This window comes from Stenotrophomonas sp. 62841_Sma, from assembly GCF_056482945.1.
Map to the genome: position 1 here is coordinate 4,427,044 of NZ_CM151224.1, position 19,594 is coordinate 4,446,637.

The following is a 19,594-nucleotide window of genomic DNA, read 5'->3' on the forward strand; positions in this document are numbered from 1 at the left end:
GGCATGGCCTGGCTCTACTGCAGGTTGCCTGGGGTGGTGCCGGCCGCTGGCCGGCAACCTCGCGAACCTGCAGCCAGGCATGGCCTGGCTCTACTGACGGTTGCCTGGGGGTAGTGCCGGCCGCTGGCCGGCAACCTCGCGAACTCGGCTATGCTCTGGATTGCCGGCCAGCGGCCGGCACTACCGTTGTCCGAGGAAGCAACGCAGCATGCAGACATCCACCGAGCTTGCGCGGCCGATCGACCGCTATTTCGCCAGCTACTCCGACGACCACCGCAATCTGATCAACCAGCGCATCCACGTGGTGGCGGTGCCGGCGATCCTGTGGTCGGTGGTGGCCCTGCTGTGGTGCCTGCCGCCGCTGATCACCTGGTTCCAGTACGGCATCTGGTCGGCGTTCGCGATGTTCAGCGCCTGGTGCTTCTACAACAAGCTGTCGCGCCCGTTGGGCATCGGCATGCTCATCCAGTTCTTCGTATTCGGCTGCCTGTGCAGGCTGCTGGAGGCCGAGATCGGCCTGCACAACCTGTTCTGGCTGGCGGTGGGTGTATTCGTTGTGGCCTGGATCGCGCAGTTCATCGGTCACAAGTTCGAGGGCCGCAAGCCCAGCTTCCTGACCGACCTGACCTACCTGCTGATCGGCCCGGCCTGGGTGATGGCCAAGTTCTACCGCAAGCTCGACTGGCGCTACTGACCTGCCCGTGGCCGACGGTGCCCCTCGTTTCCTGAACGGGCAGATTCCGTCACCCGCACTCCACGACGGCCCTGCCAGCCTGCACCGGTGATCCGTTCCCCACCTCCCGCCCGTCGACGGCAGCCCCTGTGCGACAGGGCCTGCGGTCTCCCTGCGTGGGCGTAGGGTGTCCCCCGAGAGCAACCGGGGAGGGACCGCAGCAACGTGATGCTGCACTGCAGAAAAAATGAATCAGCGGACGTTACATGCAATTGATCGCTGTTCGATGGGTTTCGGCGACATTTCGCAGCCTGTTATCCTCCCTGACCTGCTCGTGAATCATGGATTCCCTGCATGCTCCCCAGCCTGCCCCTGCTGCTGGCCCTGCCGTTCCTGATGGCAGCGGCTGTTGCGGCCTTCCCCCGTAGTTCGCGCTCGACTGCTGCCTGGCTGGCGGCGCTGGCGCCGTTGGGCGGACTGGCCATCCTCGGCTGGCTGACCCCGTCGGTGCTCGACGGCCAGGTCGTGCGGACGATGGTCCCTTGGCTGCCGCAGATCGGTCTGGACTTCACCCTGCGCCTGGACGGGCTGGCCTGGATGTTCGCCGGGCTGGTGCTCGGCATCGGCGCGCTGGTGGTGCTGTATGCGCGCTACTACCTGAGCCAGCAGGACAACGCCCACCGCTTCTACTGCTACCTGCTGCTGTTCATGGGCGCCATGCTGGGCATGGTGCTGTCGGGCAACCTGCTGTTGCTGATGATTTTCTGGGAAATGACCAGCATCAGCTCGTTCCTGCTGATCGGCTTCTGGTCGCACCGCCAGGACGCCCGCGAGGGCGCGCGCATGGCGCTGGTGATCACCGGCGGCGGTGGCCTGGCGCTGCTTGGTGGCGTGCTGCTGATCGGCCGCATCGTCGGCAGCTTCGACCTGGACGTGGTGCTGGCCGCCGGCGAGCAGATCCGCGCCAGCGCGCTGTACCCGTACGCACTGTTCCTGGTGCTGGCCGGCATCTTCACCAAGAGCGCGCAGTTCCCGTTCCACTTCTGGCTGCCGCACGCGATGGCGGCGCCGACCCCGGTCTCTGCCTACCTGCACTCGGCCACCATGGTGAAGGCCGGTGTGTTCCTGCTGGCGCGGCTGCACCCGGCACTGGCCGGCAGCGACCTGTTCTTCTACACGGTCAGCGGCATCGGCGCGCTGACCCTGCTGATCGGTGCCTGGAATGCGATCTTCCAGCACGACCTGAAAGGCCTGCTGGCGTACTCGACCATTTCCCATCTGGGCCTGATCACCCTGCTGTTCGGCCTGTCCACGCCGATGGCGGTGGTGGCCGGCGTGTTCCACATCCTCAACCACGCCACCTTCAAGGCCTCGCTGTTCATGGCCGCCGGCATCATCGACCACGAAACCGGCACCCGTGACATGCGCAAGCTGGGTGGCCTGCGCAAACTGATGCCATTCACCAGCGCGCTGGCGATCATCGCCTCGCTGGCGATGGCCGGCATCCCGTTGCTCAACGGCTTCCTGTCCAAGGAAATGCTGTTCGCCGAAGCGCTGACCGCCGGTGGCGGCCCGGGCGCGATGCGCACGGCCGTATCGATCGCGGCGCTGCTGGCCGGTGTGTTCGGCGTGGCCTACAGCCTGCGCTTCGTGCACGACACCTTCTTCGGCCCCGGCCCGCACGACCTCGACCGCGTGCCGCATGAGCCGCCGCGCTGGATGAAGGTGCCGGTGGAACTGCTGGTGGTGATCTGCGTGGCGGTGGGCATCGCCCCGGCACTGACCGTGGCGCCAGTGCTGCATGCCGCTGCGGCCTCGATCCTCGGCAACGCCATGCCCGAGTACAGCCTGGCCGTATGGCACGGCTTCAACCTGCCGCTGGCGATGAGCGCGATCGGCGTGGTCGGTGGCGTGGCGCTGTACTTCGGCCTGCGCAAGCTGATCAACCTGCACGGGGTGGAAACCCGCACCACCGGCCGCAACGTGTTCCATGCGCAGCTGGATGCCCTTTCCGCGCTGGCCATGCGCCTGACCAACGGCATCGCCAATGGCAGCCTGCAGCGCATGCTGCTGGGCCTGGTGCTGGTGGCGATCGCGGTCGCCGCCGCGCCGTTCGTGGCCAACCCGGCCTCGCCGAACTGGACCGCGCCGCAGCCGATCCCGCTGCTGGGCTGGGTGCTGTGGCTGGTGATGATGGCCTGCGCCGTTGCCACCCTCCGTGTCTACAAGCAGCGCCTGCTGGCGGTGCTGCTGGTCGGCGGCGTTGGCCTGATGGTGGCGCTGACCTTTGTGTTCCTGTCCGCACCGGACCTGGCGCTGACCCAGCTGCTGGTGGAGATGGTGACCCTGGTGCTGATGCTGCTGGGCATGAACTACCTGCCCGCGCAGTCCGGGCCGGAGCGGCCGCGCTGGCGCAAGCGCCGCGATGCGGTGATCGCGATCATCGCCGGCGCCGGCCTGGGTGCGCTGGCCTATTCGGCGATGACGCTGCCGCCGAACACCATGGCCGGCGAGCTGCTCGCCCGTGCCCTGCCCGAGGCCTACGGCCAGAATGTGGTCAACGTGATCCTGGTCGACTTCCGCGGCTTCGATACCTTCGGCGAGATCACCGTGTTCGGCATCGCCGCACTGGTGGTGCATGCGCTGCTGCGTCGCACGCGGATGGCGCCGGAGCAGATCATGCCCGGCCCGCCGATCAAGCTGCCGGTGCCGGCCGACCTGGCGCAGATCATGTTCCCGCTGACGCTTACCGTATCGATCTTCCTGTTCCTGCGCGGCCACAACGCGCCGGGCGGTGGCTTCATCGCCGGCCTGGTGCTGGCGGTGCCGCTGCTGATCCAGTACGTGATCCAGGGCACCGCGTCGGTGGAGTCGCGCTTCGGCTTCGACTACATCCGCTGCATCGGCATGGGCCTGTTGATCGCCCTGCTCAGCGGCAGCGCGTCGATGCTGTTCGGCGTGCCGTTCCTGACCAGCGGCCACCTCGACCTGCACCTGCCGCTGATCGGCGACGTGCCGCTGGCGAGTGCGATCGGCTTCGACATCGGCGTCTATCTGGTGGTGTTCGGTGGCGCCATGCTGATGCTGTCGATGATGGGCACGATCAAGCCGTCGCGTACCCGCACTGCCCGCAAGGGTGAGATCGACCTGCAACGCCGTTCGGCACGCACCGGGGAGATGCACTGATGGAACTGGCCCTGGCTACCGCGATCGGCGTACTGACCGCCATCGGCATCTACCTGCTGCTGCGTGCGCGCAGCTTCGATGTGATCCTCGGCATGACCTTCCTGTCCTACGCCACCAACCTGCTGATCTTCGCCGGTGGCCGCGTGGTGCTGGGCAAGGCACCGGTGCTGCAGGAAGGCGTGGACAGTCACCTGGGCAACTACACCGATCCGCTGCCACAGGCGCTGGTGCTGACCGCGATCGTGATCGCCTTCGCGATGACCGCGGTCAGCATCGTGCTGGCCATGCGCAGCCGCAGCGACAACCACAGCGACCATGTGGACGCCCACGAGCCGGATGACGACCTGCAGGATGAGAGCGTGCTGCCGCGCCAGGGCGAGGACCGCGCATGAACCACCTGGTGATCCTGCCCATCCTGATTCCGCTGCTGGGTGCTGCACTGTCGCTGTTCGTCGAACACCGCCGCTATGGCCCCAAGGTGCAGCGCGCGGTGGCCTGGACTGCGCTGTCGGCGCTGGCGCTGGCGGTGGGCCTGCTGTTTGCCGCCACCGCCACTGGTGAGATCAACGTCTACCTGCTCGGCGACTGGCCGTCGCGCCTGGGCATCGCGCTGGTGGCCGACCGGCTGTCGGCGTGGATGCTGCTGACCACCCTGCTGCTGGCCATTCCCTGCCTGCTGCATGCCTGCTCGGGCTGGGACCGGCGCGCACCGCACTTCCATGCACTGTTCCAGTTCCAGCTGGTCGGCCTGAATGGCGCGTTCCTGACCGGCGACATCTTCAACCTGTTCGTGTTCTTCGAGGTGATGCTGATCGCCTCCTACGGCCTGCTGCTCAGTGGCGGCCGCGGCCTGCGCATGCGCATCGGCCTGCACTACGTGGTGTTCAACGTCACCGCCTCGACCCTGTTCCTGATCGCACTGGGCCTGCTGTACGCCTCGCTGGGCTCGCTGAACATGGCCGAGCTGTCGCAGCGCATTGCCGAGGTGCCGCCGGCGCAGCTGACCCTGGTAAAGGCCACGATGGGCCTGTTGCTGCTGGTGTTCTGCGCCAAGGCTGCACTGATGCCGCTGTACCTGTGGCTGCCGGAAGCCTATTCGCGCGCACCGGCCGCCGTGGCCGCCCTGTTCGCGATCATGACCAAGGTCGGCCTGTACTCGGTGCTGCGCATCCAGATGCTGTGGTTCGGCGACGATGCCGGTGCGATGGCCGGCTACGGCCGCGACTGGCTGCTGTGGGCCGGCGTGGCAACGCTGGTACTTGGCGGCCTCGGTGCGCTGGCCGCGACCCGCCTGCGCGTGCTGATCTCGTATCTGGTGATCGTCTCGGCAGCCACGCTGTTCATCGCCTTCTCGGTAGGCACGCCGCAGGTGCTGTCCGCCGGCCTGTACTACCTGCCGCACAGCAGCTTCGTCGCCGCCGCACTGTTCCTGATTGCCGACCTGATCCGCCGCCGCCGCGGTGGCGCCAGCGACCGCAAGGAAGTGGTCGCGCCGATGCCGGGCAAGGAAACGCCGGCGGTGCTGTTCCTGATCGGCGCGGTGTCCGTGGCCGGCCTGCCGCCGCTGTCCGGCTTCCTGGCCAAGGCCGCACTGCTGGCCGGAATGCCGGCGCAGTACACCGCCCCGGTGTGGACCGCGGTGCTGGTGAGCAGCCTGCTGGTGATCATGGGCCTGACCCGTGGCGGCATCCGCCTGTTCTGGCGCGTGCCGCCGGTCGAGGCCGATGCACCGAAGCCGCGCAAGGCACGCCTGCGCCGGGTCGAGCTGTACGCGGCCTGCATCCTGCTGGCCTACGGCATCGGCATGACCCTGGCCGCCGCGCCACTGATGCGCTACACCGACGCCACCGCCGCACAGCTGCTGCACCCCAGCGAGTACGTGCAGCAGTTGCGCGCGACCACGCCGGAGATCCGCCAGCCATGACCGCCCAGCGTTCCCTGTTCCGCCGCATCATTCCCTCGCCGATGCTCAGCATCATGGTGGTGGCGTTCTGGCTGCTGATGTCCGACAGCTTCACCCTCGGCCAGTTCGTGCTGGGGCTGGTGCTGGGCGTGGTGGTGCCGCTGTTCGCCGCGCGTCTGGACCGCGAGTTCGCCCGCATCGGTACCCTGCGCCCGCTGCCCAAGCTGCTGTGCGTCACCCTGTGGGACATCCTGATGTCCAACATCCGCGTCGCCGTGCAGGTGCTGGGCCCGGAGAAGAACATCCATCCGGGCTTCATCTGGCTGCCGCTGGACATCGCCAACATCCACGGCATCGCCGCGCTGACCAGCATGATCACGCTGACCCCGGGCACGGTCTCGGCCGCGCTCAGTGACGACCGCAAGTTCCTGCTGGTGCACGTGCTGCACCTGGAGGACCCACAGGACCTGATCGATACGATCAAGCGCCGTTACGAGGCGCCGTTGATGGAGATCTTCCCATGACCGGTTTTGAAGTCATCCAGACCACCCTGGTGGTGTGCATGCACGTGGTCGGCCTGGCCATGCTGCTGGCCACCTGGCGCCTGCTGCGCGGGCCGACCGTGCCCGACCGCATCCTCGCGCTGGACACGTTGTCGGTGACCGCGATTGCCGAGCTGATGCTGTTCGGCATGTACCTCAACTCGCCGATCTACTTCGAGGCGGCGCTGATCATCGCCATGCTCGGCTTCGGCAGCACCGTGGTGCTGAGCAAGTTCGTGCTGCGCCGGGACATCGTCGAATGATCACCGCGATCCAGATCGGCCTGTCGATCCTGCTGCTGTTCGGCTGCTTCTTCATCCTGGTCGGTGCATTGGGCCTGGTGAAGCTGTCCACGTTCTTCAAGCGGCTGCACGCACCGACCAAGGCCAGCACGCTGGGCGTGGGCTGCGTGCTGGTGTGCTCGGTGTGCTACCACATCTTTCTCGGCCAGGACCCGCAGCCGCGCGAGCTGCTGATCACCGTGTTCCTGTTCATCACCGCACCGATCAGCGCGCACATGATGGCCAAGGCCGCGCTGTCGCTGCTGATGGAAACCCGCCCCAGCCTGCCCGGCAACGAGCCGGCTGCTGAAGAGCAGCTGCCGCCGCCGGAACCGGTGCGGGAAGAAGAAACCACGCAGAACCGGTGAATCCGGTAGAGGCCGACCTTGGTCGGCGCTTTGTTTCCCTGAGTGCCAACCGAGGTTGGCACCCACCGGGTGACCGGTGGTGGGTGCCGACCTTGGTCGGCACGGAACCAACCGCATCCACGCATGGCGTGGATCTACCGACTGCAATGCCCGGTAGAGGCCGACCTTGGTCGGCGCTCTGTTTCCCCGAGTGCCAACCAAGGTTGGCACCCACCGGGTGATCGGTGGTGGGTGCCGACCGTTGGTCGGTACGGAGCCAACCGCATCCACGCATGGCGTGGATCTACCGACCGCAATGCCCGGTAGAGGCCGACCTTGGTCGGCGCTTTGTTCCCCGAGTGCCAACCAAGGTTGGCAGCTACCGCATCATCGGCGAGGTGACCGGTAGGTGCCGACCTTGGTCGGCACGGAACCAACCGCATCCACGCATGGCGTGGATCTACCGACTGCAATGCCCGGTAGAGGCCGACCTTGGTCGGCGCTTTGTTTCCCTGAGTGCCAACCGAGGTTGGCACCCACCGGGTGACCGGTGGTGGGTGCCGACCTTGGTCGGCACGGAACCAACCGCATCCACGCATGGCGTGGATCTACCGACTGCAATGCCCGGTAGAGGCCGACCTTGGTCGGCGCTCTGTTTCCCCGAGTGCCAACCAAGGTTGGCAGCTACCGGGTGATCGGTGGTGGGTGCCGACCGTTGGTCAGCACAGAACCAACCGCATCCACGCATGGCCTGGATTTACAACGCCGGGGCACCCACCAACAGCAGCTCCAGCACGAACCAGCCCGCGAACGCGACCAGCAGGATCGCGCCTTCGCCGCGGCTGATCTTCAGGTCGCCGCGCAGCATGGGGTACAGCACCAGTGCGAAGGCCAGCAGCGCCGGCAATTCCAGGCGCACGAACGAGGCCGGCAGGGCCAGCGGCTGCAGTACGGCCATCGCACCAATCACCAGCAACAGGTTGACCACGCTGGAACCCAGCACGTGGCCCAGCACCATGTCGCCATGACCACGGCGTGCGGCAGCAATCGCGGTTGCCACCTCCGGCAGCGCGGTACCGATCGCGACCGGCAGCAGACCGACCAGTAGCGGTGTCCAACCCAGTGCAGTACCGAAGTCCGCTGCGGCCCCCACCACCAGGCGTGCGCCCCAGTACAGGGCCAGCGCGGCGATCAGCACCCGCAGTACATTCAACGGCAGGCTGGTGCGGCTCAGTGCGGACTCGGCGATGACCGCCTGCACCTCCGCACTCTCGCTGCGACCACGGCGCAGCAGCAGCACCTGCACCACGATGAAGCCGGCCAGCAGCACGCCGCCCTCCCAGCGTGCCAGGCCACCATCAAGACCGAACAGGATCAGCAGCACGCCGGCCGCCAGCAGCGACCACCACAGCACCGTCTGCAGGCGCGCGCGCAGCAGCAGTGGCGCAGCCATGGCCGCCACGGCCAGGGTCAGGCCCAGGTTGACGATGCTGCTGCCCACCGCGTTGCCCAGCGCCAGCTCCGGCTGACCGACCGCCAGCGCGCGCGCGTTGACCGCCAGTTCCGGCAGCGAAGTGGTCACCCCGAGCAGCAACAGGCCAGCCGTGAACGGACTGGCCCCGAAACGTTGCGCCAGGCCGGACACGGCCTTGACGATGGAGTCCCCGCCCAGCGCCAGCAGCAGCAGGCCGAGCAGGAACCAGGCAATGGCAATGGCGATCATCGAGCACTCCCCCAGCGGTCGTGGCGCGATTCTACGCTGGCCCCGCGCGCATGGCTGGGCCGTGGATCAAGGATCAGCCACAGCCTTCCACATAATCGACCTGCGGGGTCTGCCCGACGCGCCAGGCATTGACCCGGCCATCGGCACCGAGCGCGAAGTCGATCACCGCCCCACCCTCCTGCGCCGGACGCACGCGCAGGTGCTGGGCCTTCTCGTCGTACTTGTCGGGGCCGACGTCACCGCGCTCGGGGTACAGCACCTGCAACTCGCCCAGGGTCATGCCGACCTTGCCGCCGCCCGGTGCGATGATGTCGGCGCTGCGCACGTCGTAGCGCACCAGCTTGCGGCCTTCGATCATCAGGCGGGGGTCTTCGGCATCCTGCGGTCGCAGGAAATAGCAGCCATCGTTGCTGTCGTCGACCGGCAGCGGCTTGCCACTGGCATCGGTGCCCAGCCCCTGCAACGGCGCGCCGAAGCCACTGCGGACCTCAGCGATGCCGGCACCCAGCTTCGCGCCGGCGAAGCCCTCCAGGTGCGCGGGACTGTCCTCGCGGCGGTCATTGGCTGGACGGGCTGCCAGATCAGGATCCGTCGACTGCGCGGGCCCCGTCGCCGAGGCGGTTTCGGCCGGGGTATCGCTGCCGCTGCCGGCCGCCCCCTGTTTGTCCTGGCCGCCGCAGGCGGTGAGCGAAAGGAGCAACAGACCAGCAAGCGGAAGGTGCTTCATCGGTGCGGTTCCCTGGCACGAAGGTGGCTGCACGCTAGCCCATCCTGTGTGCAGGCGCTGCATTGTCATCGCGGTTTCATCGCCTTCGTTCAGGCTCGGCGAGCACCGATCTGGCCGTCCCTTCCATGCAACCGCGCAAGACCGATCTCGCCCGAACCGCGCTGCAGGCCCACCGCGCGCCGCTGGACATGCGCCAGCGACGGCTGCTGATCCTGTGCGACGGCCAGCGCACCATTGCCGACCTGACCGGCCTGCTCGGCCAGGACGCACCTGCGATGGTCATCCAGCTTGTGCAGGCGGGGTACCTGAGCACTGGCGTCCCAGCACCGTCGCCCGCAACCGCGGTAGCGCCGGTGCCCACACCGCCGGCAGGCGCACCTGCAGCGCTTGCTGCATCCGCGGTCGAACGCCGCCGCTCGCTGGTGGCCGCGCGCATCTATGTGCTGGGCATCCTGGAGATGCAGCGCCACCCGCAGGCGGCAGCACTGTTCCGCGACCTGCAGCAGGCGCGTGCGGAAGACGAGGTGCTGCAGCGGCTGCAGTCGGCGATGCAGATGCTGCCCGGGCTGACCTCGGACGGCTATTGCCAGCGCGTACGCCAGCGCCTGTTGGAAGCGCTGCCGCTGGAGCATTGCGACGCGTTCGCGGAGGTGGCGTAAGCGCAGGTTCCGGCGGAGAGCATCCACGCATGGCGTGGATGCGATCAGGATCCGTGCCGACCAAGGTCGGCACCCACCAAGCTAGCGGGACGACCGGAAGTTGTTGCGCAGGCCGTTCCAGCACTGCTGGTAATCGCCCTGGCGATGGCCGGCGGCCAGCGCCTGTGCTGTCGGGCGGATCACTGCGCGGGTCTCGAACATGAAAGCCATCGTGTCCTTGATCACATCGGCCTTGGACAGGTCCGCATTGGAGGCCTTGTCGAAGGTCGGCGCGTCCGGGCCGTGGCCGCTCATGCAGTTGTGCAGCGATGCGCCACCCGGCACGAAGCCTTCGGCCTTGGCATCGTAGGCGCCATGCACCAGGCCCATGAACTCGCTGGCGATGTTGCGATGGAACCACGGTGGACGGAACGTGTTCTGCGCCACCAGCCAGCGTGGCGGGAAGATCGCGAAGTCCATGTTGCTGGTGCCGGGCGTGTCGCTGGGCGAATGCAGCACCAGGAAGATCGACGGATCCGGGTGGTCGTAGCTGATCGAACCGATGGTGTTGAAGCGGCGCAGGTCGTAGCGGTACGGCGCGTAATTGCCATGCCAGGCCACCACGTCCAGCGGCGAATGGTCGATCGGCGCACGCCACAGGCGGCCCTCGAACTTGGCGATCAGTTCGAAATCACCGTCGACATCCTCGAACGCCGCGTGCGGGGTTTCGAAGTCGCGCGGGTTGGCCAGGCCGTTGGACCCGATCGGACCGAGGTCCGGCAGTTTCAGCAGCGCGCCGTAGTTCTCGCAGATGTAGCCACGGCTCGGGCCATCGGGCAGTTCGACGCGGAAGCGCACGCCACGCGGAATCACCGCGATCTGCTGCGGCTCGATCTCGATCACGCCCAGCTCGGTCAGCAGGCGCAGCGCGCCCAGCTGCGGCACGATCAGCAGTTCACCATCGGCATCGTAGAAGTAGCGGCCGACCATGTCGCGGTTGGCGGCATAGAGGTGGATGCCCACGCCGGCATGCGCGTCGGGCGAGCCGTTGCCACCCATCGTGTACAGGCCTTCGACAAAGTCGGTCGGCAATTCCGGCAGCGGCAGCGGGCTCCAGCGCAGCTGGTTCGGCGAGGCCGGCTGTGCGCCGAAATCACACTGCAACCGCGACTGCGCGAACGGGGTGAACTCGCCATGGGTCACCGCCGGGCGGATCCGGTACAGCCAACTGCGGCGGTTGCTGCCGCGCGGCGCGGTGAAGGCGGTGCCGGTCAACTGTTCGGCGTACAGGCCGTGGGCCACCTTCTGCGGCGAGTTCTGCCCGACCGGCAGCGCGCCGGCGACGGCCTCGGTGGCGAATTCGTTGCCGAAACCGGACTGGTAGCCGCGGGCGGTGATGGCGGTGGACATGGAAACTCCAGAGATTGCCGGCCAGCGGCCGGCACTACCATTCGGACAGGCAATGTCGGCGGGAGGCCGACATTGCCTGCAGACCTTACAGCACGCCGCGGCGGATCTGGTCGCGCTCGATGCTTTCGAACAGCGCGGTGAAGTTGCCTTCGCCGAAGCCTTCGTTGCCCTTGCGCTGGATGATCTCGAAGAAGATCGGGCCGATGCAGTTCTGGGTGAAGATCTGCAGCAGCTTGCGCTGGTGGGTTTCCGGATCGGCATCGATCAGGATCTTGTTCTTGGCCAGGCGCGCCACGTCTTCACCGTGGTTCGGCACGCGCTGGTCGATCACGTCGAAGTAGGTCTCCGGCGTGTCGAGGAAGTCCACGCCCTGCGCGCGCATCGCTTCGACGGTCTCGTAGATGTTCTCGGTGAAGCAGGCGATGTGCTGGATGCCCTCGCCCTTGTACGCGTCCAGGTACTCGTTGATCTGGCTCTTCGGGTCGGACGATTCATTCAGCGGAATGCGCACGATGCCGTCCGGCGCGGTCATCGCCTTGGACACCAGGCCGGTCTTCAGCCCCTTGATGTCGAAGTAGCGGATCTCGCGGAAGTTGAACAGGCGTTCGTAGTAATCCGACCACTGCTGCATGTTGCCGAAGTACAGGTTGTGGGTCAGGTGGTCGATGAAGGTCAGGCCGAAGCCCACCGGGTGCAGGTCGGCACCGGCAATCGGCTCGTAATCGCCATCGAAGATGCTGCCGGCGCTGCCATAGCGATCGACCAGGTACAGCATGCAGTCGCCGATGCCCTTGATGACCGGCGCGCTGACCGCCTTGCTGTCCGGCTTGAAGGCGATGGCTTCGGCGCCGTTGCCCAGCGCGGTCTGGTAGACCTCCGCGCCCGGCTTCTTGAAGCGGATGGCGAAGCCGCAGGCGCACGGGCCGTGCTTTTCGGCGAAGTCCGAGGCGAACGAATCCGGGTCTTCATTGACCAGGAAGTTGACGTCGCCCTGGCGATAGACGGTAATCGGACGCTGCTTGTGCTTGAGCACCGCGCTGAAGCCCATCTTCCGGAAGTACTCGTGCAGCTCCTGGCCACGGCCGGCCGGGGCGGCGAATTCGACGAACTCGAAGCCGTCGATGCCCATCGGGTTCTCGAAGGTGGTGACCTGCATGCCGGGGTTGGGGTGCGAGGCGGTCGGGACTGCGGTATTCATGGCGTGGCTCCGAATCGGTACCGCATCGGTACAAACCAGGTGCGGGCAGGTAGGGACCCGGCGAGAATGCAGGGTCTGGACCTACCCCTTATAGTTACACTTGAAACCACCAGCAAGGTGCACCGCAACATGAGCCCCGCCGATCCCGTTTCGACCCGCCTGCGTTCCTCGCACGTCCTGCTCGACCTGGAACAGTTCCTGCCGTACCGGCTGAGCGTGCTGTCCAACCGGGTCAGCGGCAACATCGCCAAGCTATACGGCGATCGTTACGGTCTGGCGATTCCCGAGTGGCGGGTGATCACCATCCTGGCGCTGTACCCGGGCTCCTCAGCCAGCGAGGTCTCCGACCGCACGGCGATGGACAAGGTGGCGGTCAGCCGTGCCGTGGCCCGCCTGCTGGAGCGCGGCTTCATCAAGCGCGAGACCCACGGCGACGACCGCCGCCGCTCGGTGCTGGCGCTGTCGGCAGCCGGCTTCGAGGTCTACGAGACCATCGCGCCGATGGTGATCGAGATCACCCGCAAACTGATGTCGGTGCTGAGCGAAGAGGAAGAGCAGGTGCTGGAAAAACTGATCCTGCGCCTGGCCGGCGAAGGCCTGGAGCGGATGGGCGAAGGGGTCTGAAAGAAAAAAGGGGACGGAGGGGATTAAGTCGTTTTGGCCCCCCAGATCGCGGGTTCCGACCCCGACCGGCAGCGGAACAGTGGCTGGGCGATTGTCGTCCGCCCCCTTTGATCTGACGGGACCCGCTCTTTGGCGGACTGCGGACCGACCGCAAACGATGCCATCGGACGCATTACCCCCCCCGCAGGTCCCGTCCTGAAGTGTCGCCCTCGCCCGGCGACATTTCCGCATTGGCCCGATACGGCCCGTTTCCGCCAGGGTGGTGTATCGAAACGGGCTGATCCAGTGAATTCTCCTATTGGACTGCTCACGTGTGCGGCCTGACGGTAAACGTTCAACGGGTATCAGCCCGGCCACGGATCCACATCGGACGGGCCCCCTCATGGATGACTCGCATTCAACGCTGCCGCATGGCCAGGAATTGCTGGCCGATCTCAGAGAGCTGATCTGCGCTGCGCGCAACAGGATGCACAGAACCATCAACAGCGAGCTCACGCTGTTGTACTGGCGGATCGGGCGGCGCATCCACGCTGATCAGTTGAGGGGCCGACGGGCCCGCTACGGAGAGCTTGTCTTCACCCGGATAGCCAAGGCGCTGACGACCGAATTCGGTACCTCCTTCGGTGAAAAGAGCCTGCGCCGGATGGTGCAGTTCTCCACCGCATTTGCGGACGAGCAGATTGTCGTATCGCTGATACGACAATTGAGCTGGACCCACTTCATCGCACTGATCCCCCTGGCGGATCCGCTCAAGCGTGACTTCTATGCGCAGATGGCCGCCACCGAGGGCTGGAGTGTGCGCATGCTGCGCCAGCGCATCGATTCGATGTTGTACGAGCGCACGGCGCTTTCCAGTCAACCCGAGCAGACCATCGCCGATGAGTTGGCGGCACTGCGTGGCAACCAGCAGCTGTCTCCAGGGCTGGTACTGCGTGATCCCTACGTACTGGACTTTCTTGGCCTGAAGGACAGCTGGGACGAGCAAGACCTTGAAAGCGCGATCCTTCGCGAGATGCAGGGCTTCCTGCTCGAACTTGGCACGGGCTTCAGTTTCGTCGCCCGCCAGAAGCGCATCCAGATCGACGGCGATGACTTCCACCTGGACCTGCTGTTCTACAACCGGCGTCTGCGCAGGCTGATCGCCATCGAGCTGAAGATCGGCGAGTTCAAGCCCGCCTATAAAGGGCAGATGGAACTCTACCTGCGCTGGCTGGACCGCTACGAACGTGAGGACGGCGAGCAGGCGCCGTTGGGCATCATCCTCTGCACGGGGAAAAAGGCGGGTCAGATCGAATTGCTGGAGCTGGATCGCTCAGGCATCCATGTTGCGGAATACCTGACCACGCTGCCCTCTCGTGAGGTCCTCAAGCAAAGACTGCAGACCGCCATGGAGCGGGCCCGGCAAAAGCTGCAGACCGCGGCACCCGGCCCCCTGTAGATCCACGCCGCGCGTGGATGGCGCTCATGCTTCAGCTCAGATGCTTGCGCCGCGCATGGATCCACGGCACCGCCAGCGCAGCGATGGCACCGCCGGCGAAGCCCAGCGATGCGGCAACCGTGGCCGCTTCAACCGCGCCCGGCAGCGCCAGCGCGGCAGCCACCAGCAGCAGCGACGGCAGGCCGACGAAGGTGCCCAGGAAGAAGTGCCAACGCGGTGACCAGGTGTTGAGCTGCAGCAGGCTGACCGGCTGCCAGGCGTCAGACGCGGTGTCTTCGGCGATTTTCGCCACGACCTTGCCCAGGTCCACCTCCGGCAGCGCACGCCCCTGCCGTGTAGTCGCCAGCAGTTCGGCCACCGCCTCCACCGGCGGGAAACTGGACGGCCACGCAACCGGCGCCGGCACGCCATAGGCGGTCAGCAGCGGCACGCTCAGCCACGGCGCCACCAGTGGGCGCATGCGGCGGCGGCCATGCACGCACCAGATCTGCGGCTGGCCGTGCGCGGTGACGCTGTACAGCGCCAGTTCGTTGGCCGGCGGGTAGCCGAGCATGGTCACCCGCGCCGCCAGGCTGTCCTGGCCCATCGCGCGCAGGAAGCCGGGGCGGCTGCGCCCTTCCTGCATCCACGCCAGCCCCAATGCACCCACCAGATAGGCCTCCGCCACGTCCTTGCTGCCGGCGGTGGCGCGCTCGTCGCTGGCCAGGTACCAGGCCAGCGACTTTGGTTCAGAGACGTCCTCCAGGCCCCAGCGGCTGTCGTCCCCCAGCACATGGCGCACCGGCAGGCGCGCGGGCGCGGTTTCGCCGCGTTCGCCCGGCTGCAGGAACGGCAGCACGCCCTGGATGAACGTGGACAGTTCGATCGCACGCACGCCATGGCCCTGCCATTCCGGCGGCAGCAGCCCGGCCAGCTGGCCGTCGGCGGCCAATGCATCGAGCCGTGATTTCTGCTCGACCAGTTTCTGCACCGCCCCCTTCAGCACCACGTTGTCGGGCAGCGCGATCTGCGGCAGGCGGTGACGCGGCGGTGCCAGTTCAACGGTGTCCTCGCCGGTACCGGCGTCATCCAGCAACGCCTCCTGCGGCGGCAGGGTCACGCCCTCGCCTGCCCCAGCCTCGGCCAGGTCGCTGGCAGGTTCGGGCAGTCGTTCGGCGTGGTCGCTGTGCATGGGCGTTCCGGAAGGTTGCATCGACGGGATGTCGACTGAGGTCCTTGCCGGTAACGGCGTACGTGCGGTGAAGTTGAGACGCCGATTCAGAGAGTGTGACGGCGCGCGCAATCGACCCACTTCATGCGTGGATGTGCCTCAGTGCCGACCAACGGTCGGCACCCACCGGGGGTGGCGGTCAGCCGTCGGCATCCACCGAAGCGGCCGGCCAGCGGCCGGCACTACCCTATTCCGGTTTGTCAGGTGCCCACTGCTTGAGGAACGCGGTCACGCGCGCGGGCTGGAAGGCTTCACCCTTGCGCAGCTCGCCGGTCGCCTGCGACACCAGCAGTCCGCCATCGGCATCGAGTACCAGCAGGTACGGGTAGTCGCGTTCCATCATCGGGAACTGGGCGAAGAAAGCGGTGTTGGGCTGTTCGTCGCTGGTGTTGACCTTCACCCACACGTAGTGGGCATCGCGGAAGCGGCGCAGGTCGCCGTTGCCTTCCACCACCTCGTCCAGCGCCCGGCAGCGCTCACAGGCGGCGTTGCCGACCTCGAGCAGGATGCGCTTCTTGCCGCGCTGGGCTTCCACCTTGGCGGTGGCCAGATCGTCGGCGGGGTTGCGGGCCGGGTCGAACTGCGCGCCGAGCCCTGCGATGGCGGCGATGTCCGCCGCCACCGGGGTGTTGCCCGAGGCCACCGGTTCGCTGGGGTCAGCGACCGGTGGCTCGGTGGGTCGGGTATCCAGAGGCTGCGTAGGCTCGGCGGCGGCAGGCGGTTGCGGTTGGGAACAGGCGCCGATCAGCGCCACACAGACCACCACCACTGCACCACCGAGCTTGCTGCGCATGCCTACTACCCTCTCATCATCATTTGACGCCGTGCATCAGCTTGTTGATCAGCGGGGCCACCAGGAACAGCACCACGCCGGAGCCGATCAGGGCCCAGAACCCGAAGGTATACCCCTTCAGGGCCGACTCGACCGTCATGCCGCCTTCACCACTGACCACGCCAGCGAAGATGCCCGACAGGTTGTTGCCGATGCCGGTGGACAGGAACCAGCCACCCATGCCGAAGCCGACCAGGCGCACCGGGGCCAGCTTGGTCACCATCGACAGGCCGATCGGCGACAGGCACAGCTCACCCACCGACTGGATGACGTAGACCATGAACAGGGTCCAGAACGGGATCTTGCCGTCCACGACCATCTGCGACAGGGCGAACATCAGCAGCGCGAAGGCGGCGCCGTTGAACAGCAGGCCCAGGCCGAACTTGCGCGGGATGGACGGATTGGCGCGGCCCATGGCCACCCAGATCCAGGCGATGATCGGCGCCAGGGTGATGATGGCCACCGAGTTGACCGACTGGAACCACGCGGTCGGGAACGTCCAGTCACCGAACTGGCGGTTGACGATGTTCTCGGCCAGGAAGGTGAACGAGCTGCCGGCCTGTTCGAAGAACATCCAGAACATCACATTGAAGGCGAAGATGATCAGCATCGCGATCACGCGGTCGCGCTGCACCTTGCCCTCGCGGATGCCCTCGACCAGCAGCAGGATGGCCAGCGCGGTGAACATCGCGCCCAGGATCCAGGCCAGTGCGGTGGCGCCGGTGGCCAGCAGGAAGTAGGCGACCGGGATGGCGACCACGGCACCGGCCAGCACCATGATGATGCGGCCGAAGCCTTCAGCGCCGGCCGGCGGTGCACCGATGCCCTTCAGGCCGGCGCGACCGATGTAGAACCACACCAGCGAGATCAGCATGCCCACGCCCGAGGCGATGAACACGACCTTGTAGGACGGCATCGCGTCGGTACCGAAGACCTTGCGGGCCAGGTACTCGGTCAGCACCGGGGCGATCATCGCGCCGATGTTGATGCCCATGTAGAAGATGGTGAAGCCCGAATCGCGGCGCTCGTCCTTCAGGCCGTACAGCTTGCCGACCATGGTCGAGATGTTGGGCTTGAACAGGCCGTTGCCGACGATGATCGTGGCCAGGCCGAGCTTGAAGATGTGCTCCTGCGGCAGCGAGATCATGAACAGGCCGGCGGCCATGATGATCGCGCCGGTCAGGATCGATCGCTGATAACCCAGTACCCGGTCGGCCACGTAGCCACCGAAGATCGCTGCGGCATACACCAGGGCCAGGTAGGCGCCGTAGATGCGGCTGGCGTCGCCTTCACCGGCAGCGCTGCCGTTGTAGAACTGGGCGACGATGTACAGCACCAAGGCCCAGCGGATGCCGTAGAACGCAAAGCGCTCCCAGAACTCGGTCATGAACAGCATCCACAACGGGCGCGGGTGGCCCAGCGTGGTCTTGAAGTCCGGCAGCGCCGGCTCTGGGGTGTTCGCAGTGGCGTTTACGCTCATGCGGATTTCCTGGTTCGGTGGATGACGAGCACGTCCGATGTGCAGTTGGAGCAACGCGCGAGGATCACCGACTTCTGGCGTTCACGTCAAATACACGCCGTTTGAGGCAGGTGCCAGCCTGCTCCCTGAACTTGCATCTGAAACGATCCAGCCGCCGGCCGGGATCCAAGCTGAATACGGATCAGCCCTGTTCTGCCGGGGGCCCGGCCTGCAGGCTGGTCCGCACCTGGAACAGTTCAGGGAAGAAGGTCAGTTCCAGCGCCTTGGCCAGGAAGCCCACGCCGGACGAGCCGCCCGTGCCGCGTTTGAAGCCGATCACCCGCATCACGGTGCGCATGTGTCGGAATCGCCACAGCTGGAACGCGGTCTCCAGGTCCACCAGGTCCTCGCACAGCGAGTACTCGCGCCAGTAGCGGTCGGTGTCCTGGTAGATGCGTTCGAAGACCGGCTGCAGTGCGTCATCGGCCACATGCGGCTGGGTCCAGTCGTGGGCCTCGTACACCGCCGGGACGGCGTGGCCGAAACGGGTCAGGTACTTCAGGAATTCCTCGTACAGGCTGGGCGCCTCCAGCACGGTGCGCAGCTGCGCCTGCCCGGCCGCATCGTGCTCGAACACCTGCAGCATCTGTGCGTTCTTGTTGCCCAGCAGGAACTCGATGTAGCGGTACTGCAGCGACTGGAAGCCCGACGACGGGCCCAGCACGTCGCGGAAGCCCATGTACTCGGACGGGGTCAGCGTTTCCAGCACCGACCACTGCTCGGTCAGCTGGCGCAGCACCTGCTTGCTGCGCGCCAGCACCTTGCGGCACTGCCAGACTTCATCGCGCTGCAGGAAGCCGATTGCGGCACGCAGCTCATGGCCAAGCAGCTTCAGCCACAGCTCCGAGGTCTGGTGCTGGATGATGAAGAGCATCTCGTCGTGGTGCGGCGGGTTGGACAGCGGCTGCTGCGCGCTGAGCAGCTGGTCCAGCCGCAGGTAGCCGCCATAGGTCAGGCGTCCCTGCAGGTCGGTGTGGATGCCGGCTTCGAGATCGCGTTGGTTGTTGTCGACGGACATGGGCGGGACCAGATCGGGGGCGGCAAGGGTAGCGCGTTGCCGCCGCGCTGGCAGCCGCCGGGTCCATACCGGGGCGTGCGGTTGGTCGTGGAGCATCGGCTGATGCCGGGGCTGCGCGTGGAACCGTCCGCGCCGTTGTACTGGCGGTCAGCCAGAGGCGTATTCTGATGCTTTGCAGCAACGACTGAATACGTTGTTGTTATTGGCCCCCCACCCGCCGGCAGGGGTAAAACGGGGAATCGCCGTGTTGCGGCGCAGGAAGGCTATTCCGTACGCGTTCCTTAACATGGCGATTCATATCATTTGTAACTTCTCTGTCGAAGGT

The 19,594-nt window shown here is 66.4% G+C and carries 18 protein-coding genes; 10 read left to right on the forward strand and 8 right to left on the reverse strand.

What is annotated here, in order from left to right:
* The first annotated feature begins 208 nt into the window (after positions 1–208).
* The 7 genes from ACZK5G_RS20645 to ACZK5G_RS20675 all read left to right on the forward strand — a co-directional run bounded on the left by ACZK5G_RS20645 (position 209) and on the right by ACZK5G_RS20675 (position 6,953).
* Complete coding sequence (locus tag ACZK5G_RS20645; protein WP_032127158.1) at positions 209–694, forward strand: Mpo1 family 2-hydroxy fatty acid dioxygenase; 486 nt, start codon at positions 209–211, stop codon at positions 692–694.
* Positions 695–1,027: 333 nt separating this feature from the next.
* Positions 1,028–3,859: a monovalent cation/H+ antiporter subunit A gene (locus ACZK5G_RS20650; protein WP_329894204.1), complete on the forward strand. Its 2,832-nt coding sequence runs from the start codon at positions 1,028–1,030 to the stop codon at positions 3,857–3,859.
* A complete protein-coding gene (locus ACZK5G_RS20655; RefSeq protein WP_180845044.1) occupies positions 3,859–4,251 on the forward strand; it encodes a Na+/H+ antiporter subunit C in 393 nt (130 codons plus the stop codon). Before ACZK5G_RS20650 ends, ACZK5G_RS20655 begins: the two co-directional genes overlap by 1 nt.
* Positions 4,248–5,783 (forward strand): monovalent cation/H+ antiporter subunit D, encoded by a 1,536-nt coding sequence (locus ACZK5G_RS20660; RefSeq protein ID WP_049401675.1) that lies wholly within the window; start codon positions 4,248–4,250, stop codon positions 5,781–5,783. The genes ACZK5G_RS20655 and ACZK5G_RS20660 overlap by 4 nt, the downstream gene beginning before the upstream one ends.
* Complete coding sequence (locus tag ACZK5G_RS20665) at positions 5,780–6,286, forward strand: Na+/H+ antiporter subunit E (RefSeq protein ID WP_032127154.1); 507 nt, start codon at positions 5,780–5,782, stop codon at positions 6,284–6,286. Before ACZK5G_RS20660 ends, ACZK5G_RS20665 begins: the two co-directional genes overlap by 4 nt.
* The gene (locus ACZK5G_RS20670; protein ID WP_005411334.1) at positions 6,283–6,567 is read left to right on the forward strand and encodes a K+/H+ antiporter subunit F; all 285 of its coding nucleotides are present in this window, start codon (positions 6,283–6,285) and stop codon (positions 6,565–6,567) included. Before ACZK5G_RS20665 ends, ACZK5G_RS20670 begins: the two co-directional genes overlap by 4 nt.
* Entirely contained in the window at positions 6,564–6,953 is a 390-nt protein-coding gene (locus ACZK5G_RS20675; protein WP_049401677.1) for a Na+/H+ antiporter subunit G, read from the forward strand. Before ACZK5G_RS20670 ends, ACZK5G_RS20675 begins: the two co-directional genes overlap by 4 nt.
* Before the next feature lie 736 nt (positions 6,954–7,689).
* Here the strand turns inward: ACZK5G_RS20675 and ACZK5G_RS20680 are convergent.
* Entirely contained in the window at positions 7,690–8,655 is a 966-nt protein-coding gene (locus ACZK5G_RS20680; protein WP_478464616.1) for a sodium:calcium antiporter, read from the reverse strand.
* A 73-nt stretch (positions 8,656–8,728) separates the two neighbouring features.
* A complete protein-coding gene (locus ACZK5G_RS20685; RefSeq protein ID WP_478464618.1) occupies positions 8,729–9,382 on the reverse strand; it encodes a hypothetical protein in 654 nt (217 codons plus the stop codon).
* Between the two features lie 125 nt (positions 9,383–9,507).
* Between ACZK5G_RS20685 and ACZK5G_RS20690 the strand changes: the two genes are divergently transcribed.
* Positions 9,508–10,041 (forward strand): hypothetical protein, encoded by a 534-nt coding sequence (locus tag ACZK5G_RS20690; protein WP_478464619.1) that lies wholly within the window; start codon positions 9,508–9,510, stop codon positions 10,039–10,041.
* Positions 10,042–10,122: 81 nt separating this feature from the next.
* On the opposite strand, the gene hmgA is transcribed toward ACZK5G_RS20690, so the two are convergent.
* Positions 10,123–11,430 (reverse strand): homogentisate 1,2-dioxygenase, encoded by a 1,308-nt coding sequence (hmgA, locus tag ACZK5G_RS20695; protein ID WP_478464621.1) that lies wholly within the window; start codon positions 11,428–11,430, stop codon positions 10,123–10,125.
* A gap of 85 nt (positions 11,431–11,515) precedes the next feature.
* Positions 11,516–12,628, reverse strand: coding sequence for a 4-hydroxyphenylpyruvate dioxygenase (hppD, locus tag ACZK5G_RS20700; RefSeq protein WP_014038757.1), 1,113 nt, complete (start codon positions 12,626–12,628; stop codon positions 11,516–11,518).
* A gap of 66 nt (positions 12,629–12,694) precedes the next feature.
* Here hppD and ACZK5G_RS20705 point away from each other — a divergent pair, with 66 nt between their 5' ends.
* Together ACZK5G_RS20705 and ACZK5G_RS20710 are read left to right on the forward strand one after the other, a co-directional pair.
* The gene (locus tag ACZK5G_RS20705; RefSeq protein ID WP_005411341.1) at positions 12,695–13,252 is read left to right on the forward strand and encodes a MarR family winged helix-turn-helix transcriptional regulator; all 558 of its coding nucleotides are present in this window, start codon (positions 12,695–12,697) and stop codon (positions 13,250–13,252) included.
* Positions 13,253–13,634: 382 nt separating this feature from the next.
* The gene (locus ACZK5G_RS20710; RefSeq protein ID WP_478464623.1) at positions 13,635–14,690 is read left to right on the forward strand and encodes a PDDEXK nuclease domain-containing protein; all 1,056 of its coding nucleotides are present in this window, start codon (positions 13,635–13,637) and stop codon (positions 14,688–14,690) included.
* 31 nt (positions 14,691–14,721) lie between these two features.
* On the opposite strand, the gene ACZK5G_RS20715 is transcribed toward ACZK5G_RS20710, so the two are convergent.
* The 4 genes from ACZK5G_RS20715 to ACZK5G_RS20730 form a co-directional block, all read right to left on the reverse strand.
* Positions 14,722–15,861, reverse strand: coding sequence for a hypothetical protein (locus tag ACZK5G_RS20715; protein WP_478464624.1), 1,140 nt, complete (start codon positions 15,859–15,861; stop codon positions 14,722–14,724).
* A gap of 226 nt (positions 15,862–16,087) precedes the next feature.
* Complete coding sequence (locus ACZK5G_RS20720; protein ID WP_336685333.1) at positions 16,088–16,693, reverse strand: thioredoxin family protein; 606 nt, start codon at positions 16,691–16,693, stop codon at positions 16,088–16,090.
* Positions 16,694–16,712: 19 nt separating this feature from the next.
* Entirely contained in the window at positions 16,713–18,212 is a 1,500-nt protein-coding gene (locus tag ACZK5G_RS20725) for a peptide MFS transporter (protein ID WP_014038761.1), read from the reverse strand.
* 181 nt (positions 18,213–18,393) lie between these two features.
* Entirely contained in the window at positions 18,394–19,269 is an 876-nt protein-coding gene (locus ACZK5G_RS20730) for a tryptophan 2,3-dioxygenase (RefSeq protein ID WP_478464626.1), read from the reverse strand.
* Between the last annotated feature and the right edge of the window lie 325 nt (positions 19,270–19,594).

What these genes read in the sequence shown, in the direction of transcription:
- hmgA (WP_478464621.1), bottom strand. Translation starts at nt 11,430, where the DNA reads ATGTCCACCGCCATCACCGCCCGCGGCTACCAGTCCGGTTTCGGCAAC.
- ACZK5G_RS20710 (WP_478464623.1), top strand. Translation starts at nt 13,635, where the DNA reads ATGGATGACTCGCATTCAACGCTGCCGCATGGCCAGGAATTGCTGGCC.
- ACZK5G_RS20655 (WP_180845044.1), top strand. Translation starts at nt 3,859, where the DNA reads ATGGAACTGGCCCTGGCTACCGCGATCGGCGTACTGACCGCCATCGGC.
- ACZK5G_RS20720 (WP_336685333.1), bottom strand. Translation starts at nt 16,693, where the DNA reads ATGCGCAGCAAGCTCGGTGGTGCAGTGGTGGTGGTCTGTGTGGCGCTG.
- ACZK5G_RS20650 (WP_329894204.1), top strand. Translation starts at nt 1,028, where the DNA reads ATGCTCCCCAGCCTGCCCCTGCTGCTGGCCCTGCCGTTCCTGATGGCA.
- ACZK5G_RS20690 (WP_478464619.1), top strand. Translation starts at nt 9,508, where the DNA reads ATGCAACCGCGCAAGACCGATCTCGCCCGAACCGCGCTGCAGGCCCAC.
- hppD (WP_014038757.1), bottom strand. Translation starts at nt 12,628, where the DNA reads ATGAATACCGCAGTCCCGACCGCCTCGCACCCCAACCCCGGCATGCAG.
- ACZK5G_RS20665 (WP_032127154.1), top strand. Translation starts at nt 5,780, where the DNA reads ATGACCGCCCAGCGTTCCCTGTTCCGCCGCATCATTCCCTCGCCGATG.
- ACZK5G_RS20660 (WP_049401675.1), top strand. Translation starts at nt 4,248, where the DNA reads ATGAACCACCTGGTGATCCTGCCCATCCTGATTCCGCTGCTGGGTGCT.
- ACZK5G_RS20680 (WP_478464616.1), bottom strand. Translation starts at nt 8,655, where the DNA reads ATGATCGCCATTGCCATTGCCTGGTTCCTGCTCGGCCTGCTGCTGCTG.
- ACZK5G_RS20675 (WP_049401677.1), top strand. Translation starts at nt 6,564, where the DNA reads ATGATCACCGCGATCCAGATCGGCCTGTCGATCCTGCTGCTGTTCGGC.
- ACZK5G_RS20715 (WP_478464624.1), bottom strand. Translation starts at nt 15,861, where the DNA reads ATGCACAGCGACCACGCCGAACGACTGCCCGAACCTGCCAGCGACCTG.
- ACZK5G_RS20670 (WP_005411334.1), top strand. Translation starts at nt 6,283, where the DNA reads ATGACCGGTTTTGAAGTCATCCAGACCACCCTGGTGGTGTGCATGCAC.
- ACZK5G_RS20730 (WP_478464626.1), bottom strand. Translation starts at nt 19,269, where the DNA reads ATGTCCGTCGACAACAACCAACGCGATCTCGAAGCCGGCATCCACACC.
- ACZK5G_RS20645 (WP_032127158.1), top strand. Translation starts at nt 209, where the DNA reads ATGCAGACATCCACCGAGCTTGCGCGGCCGATCGACCGCTATTTCGCC.
- ACZK5G_RS20725 (WP_014038761.1), bottom strand. Translation starts at nt 18,212, where the DNA reads ATGAGCGTAAACGCCACTGCGAACACCCCAGAGCCGGCGCTGCCGGAC.
- ACZK5G_RS20705 (WP_005411341.1), top strand. Translation starts at nt 12,695, where the DNA reads ATGCAGGGTCTGGACCTACCCCTTATAGTTACACTTGAAACCACCAGC.
- ACZK5G_RS20685 (WP_478464618.1), bottom strand. Translation starts at nt 9,382, where the DNA reads ATGAAGCACCTTCCGCTTGCTGGTCTGTTGCTCCTTTCGCTCACCGCC.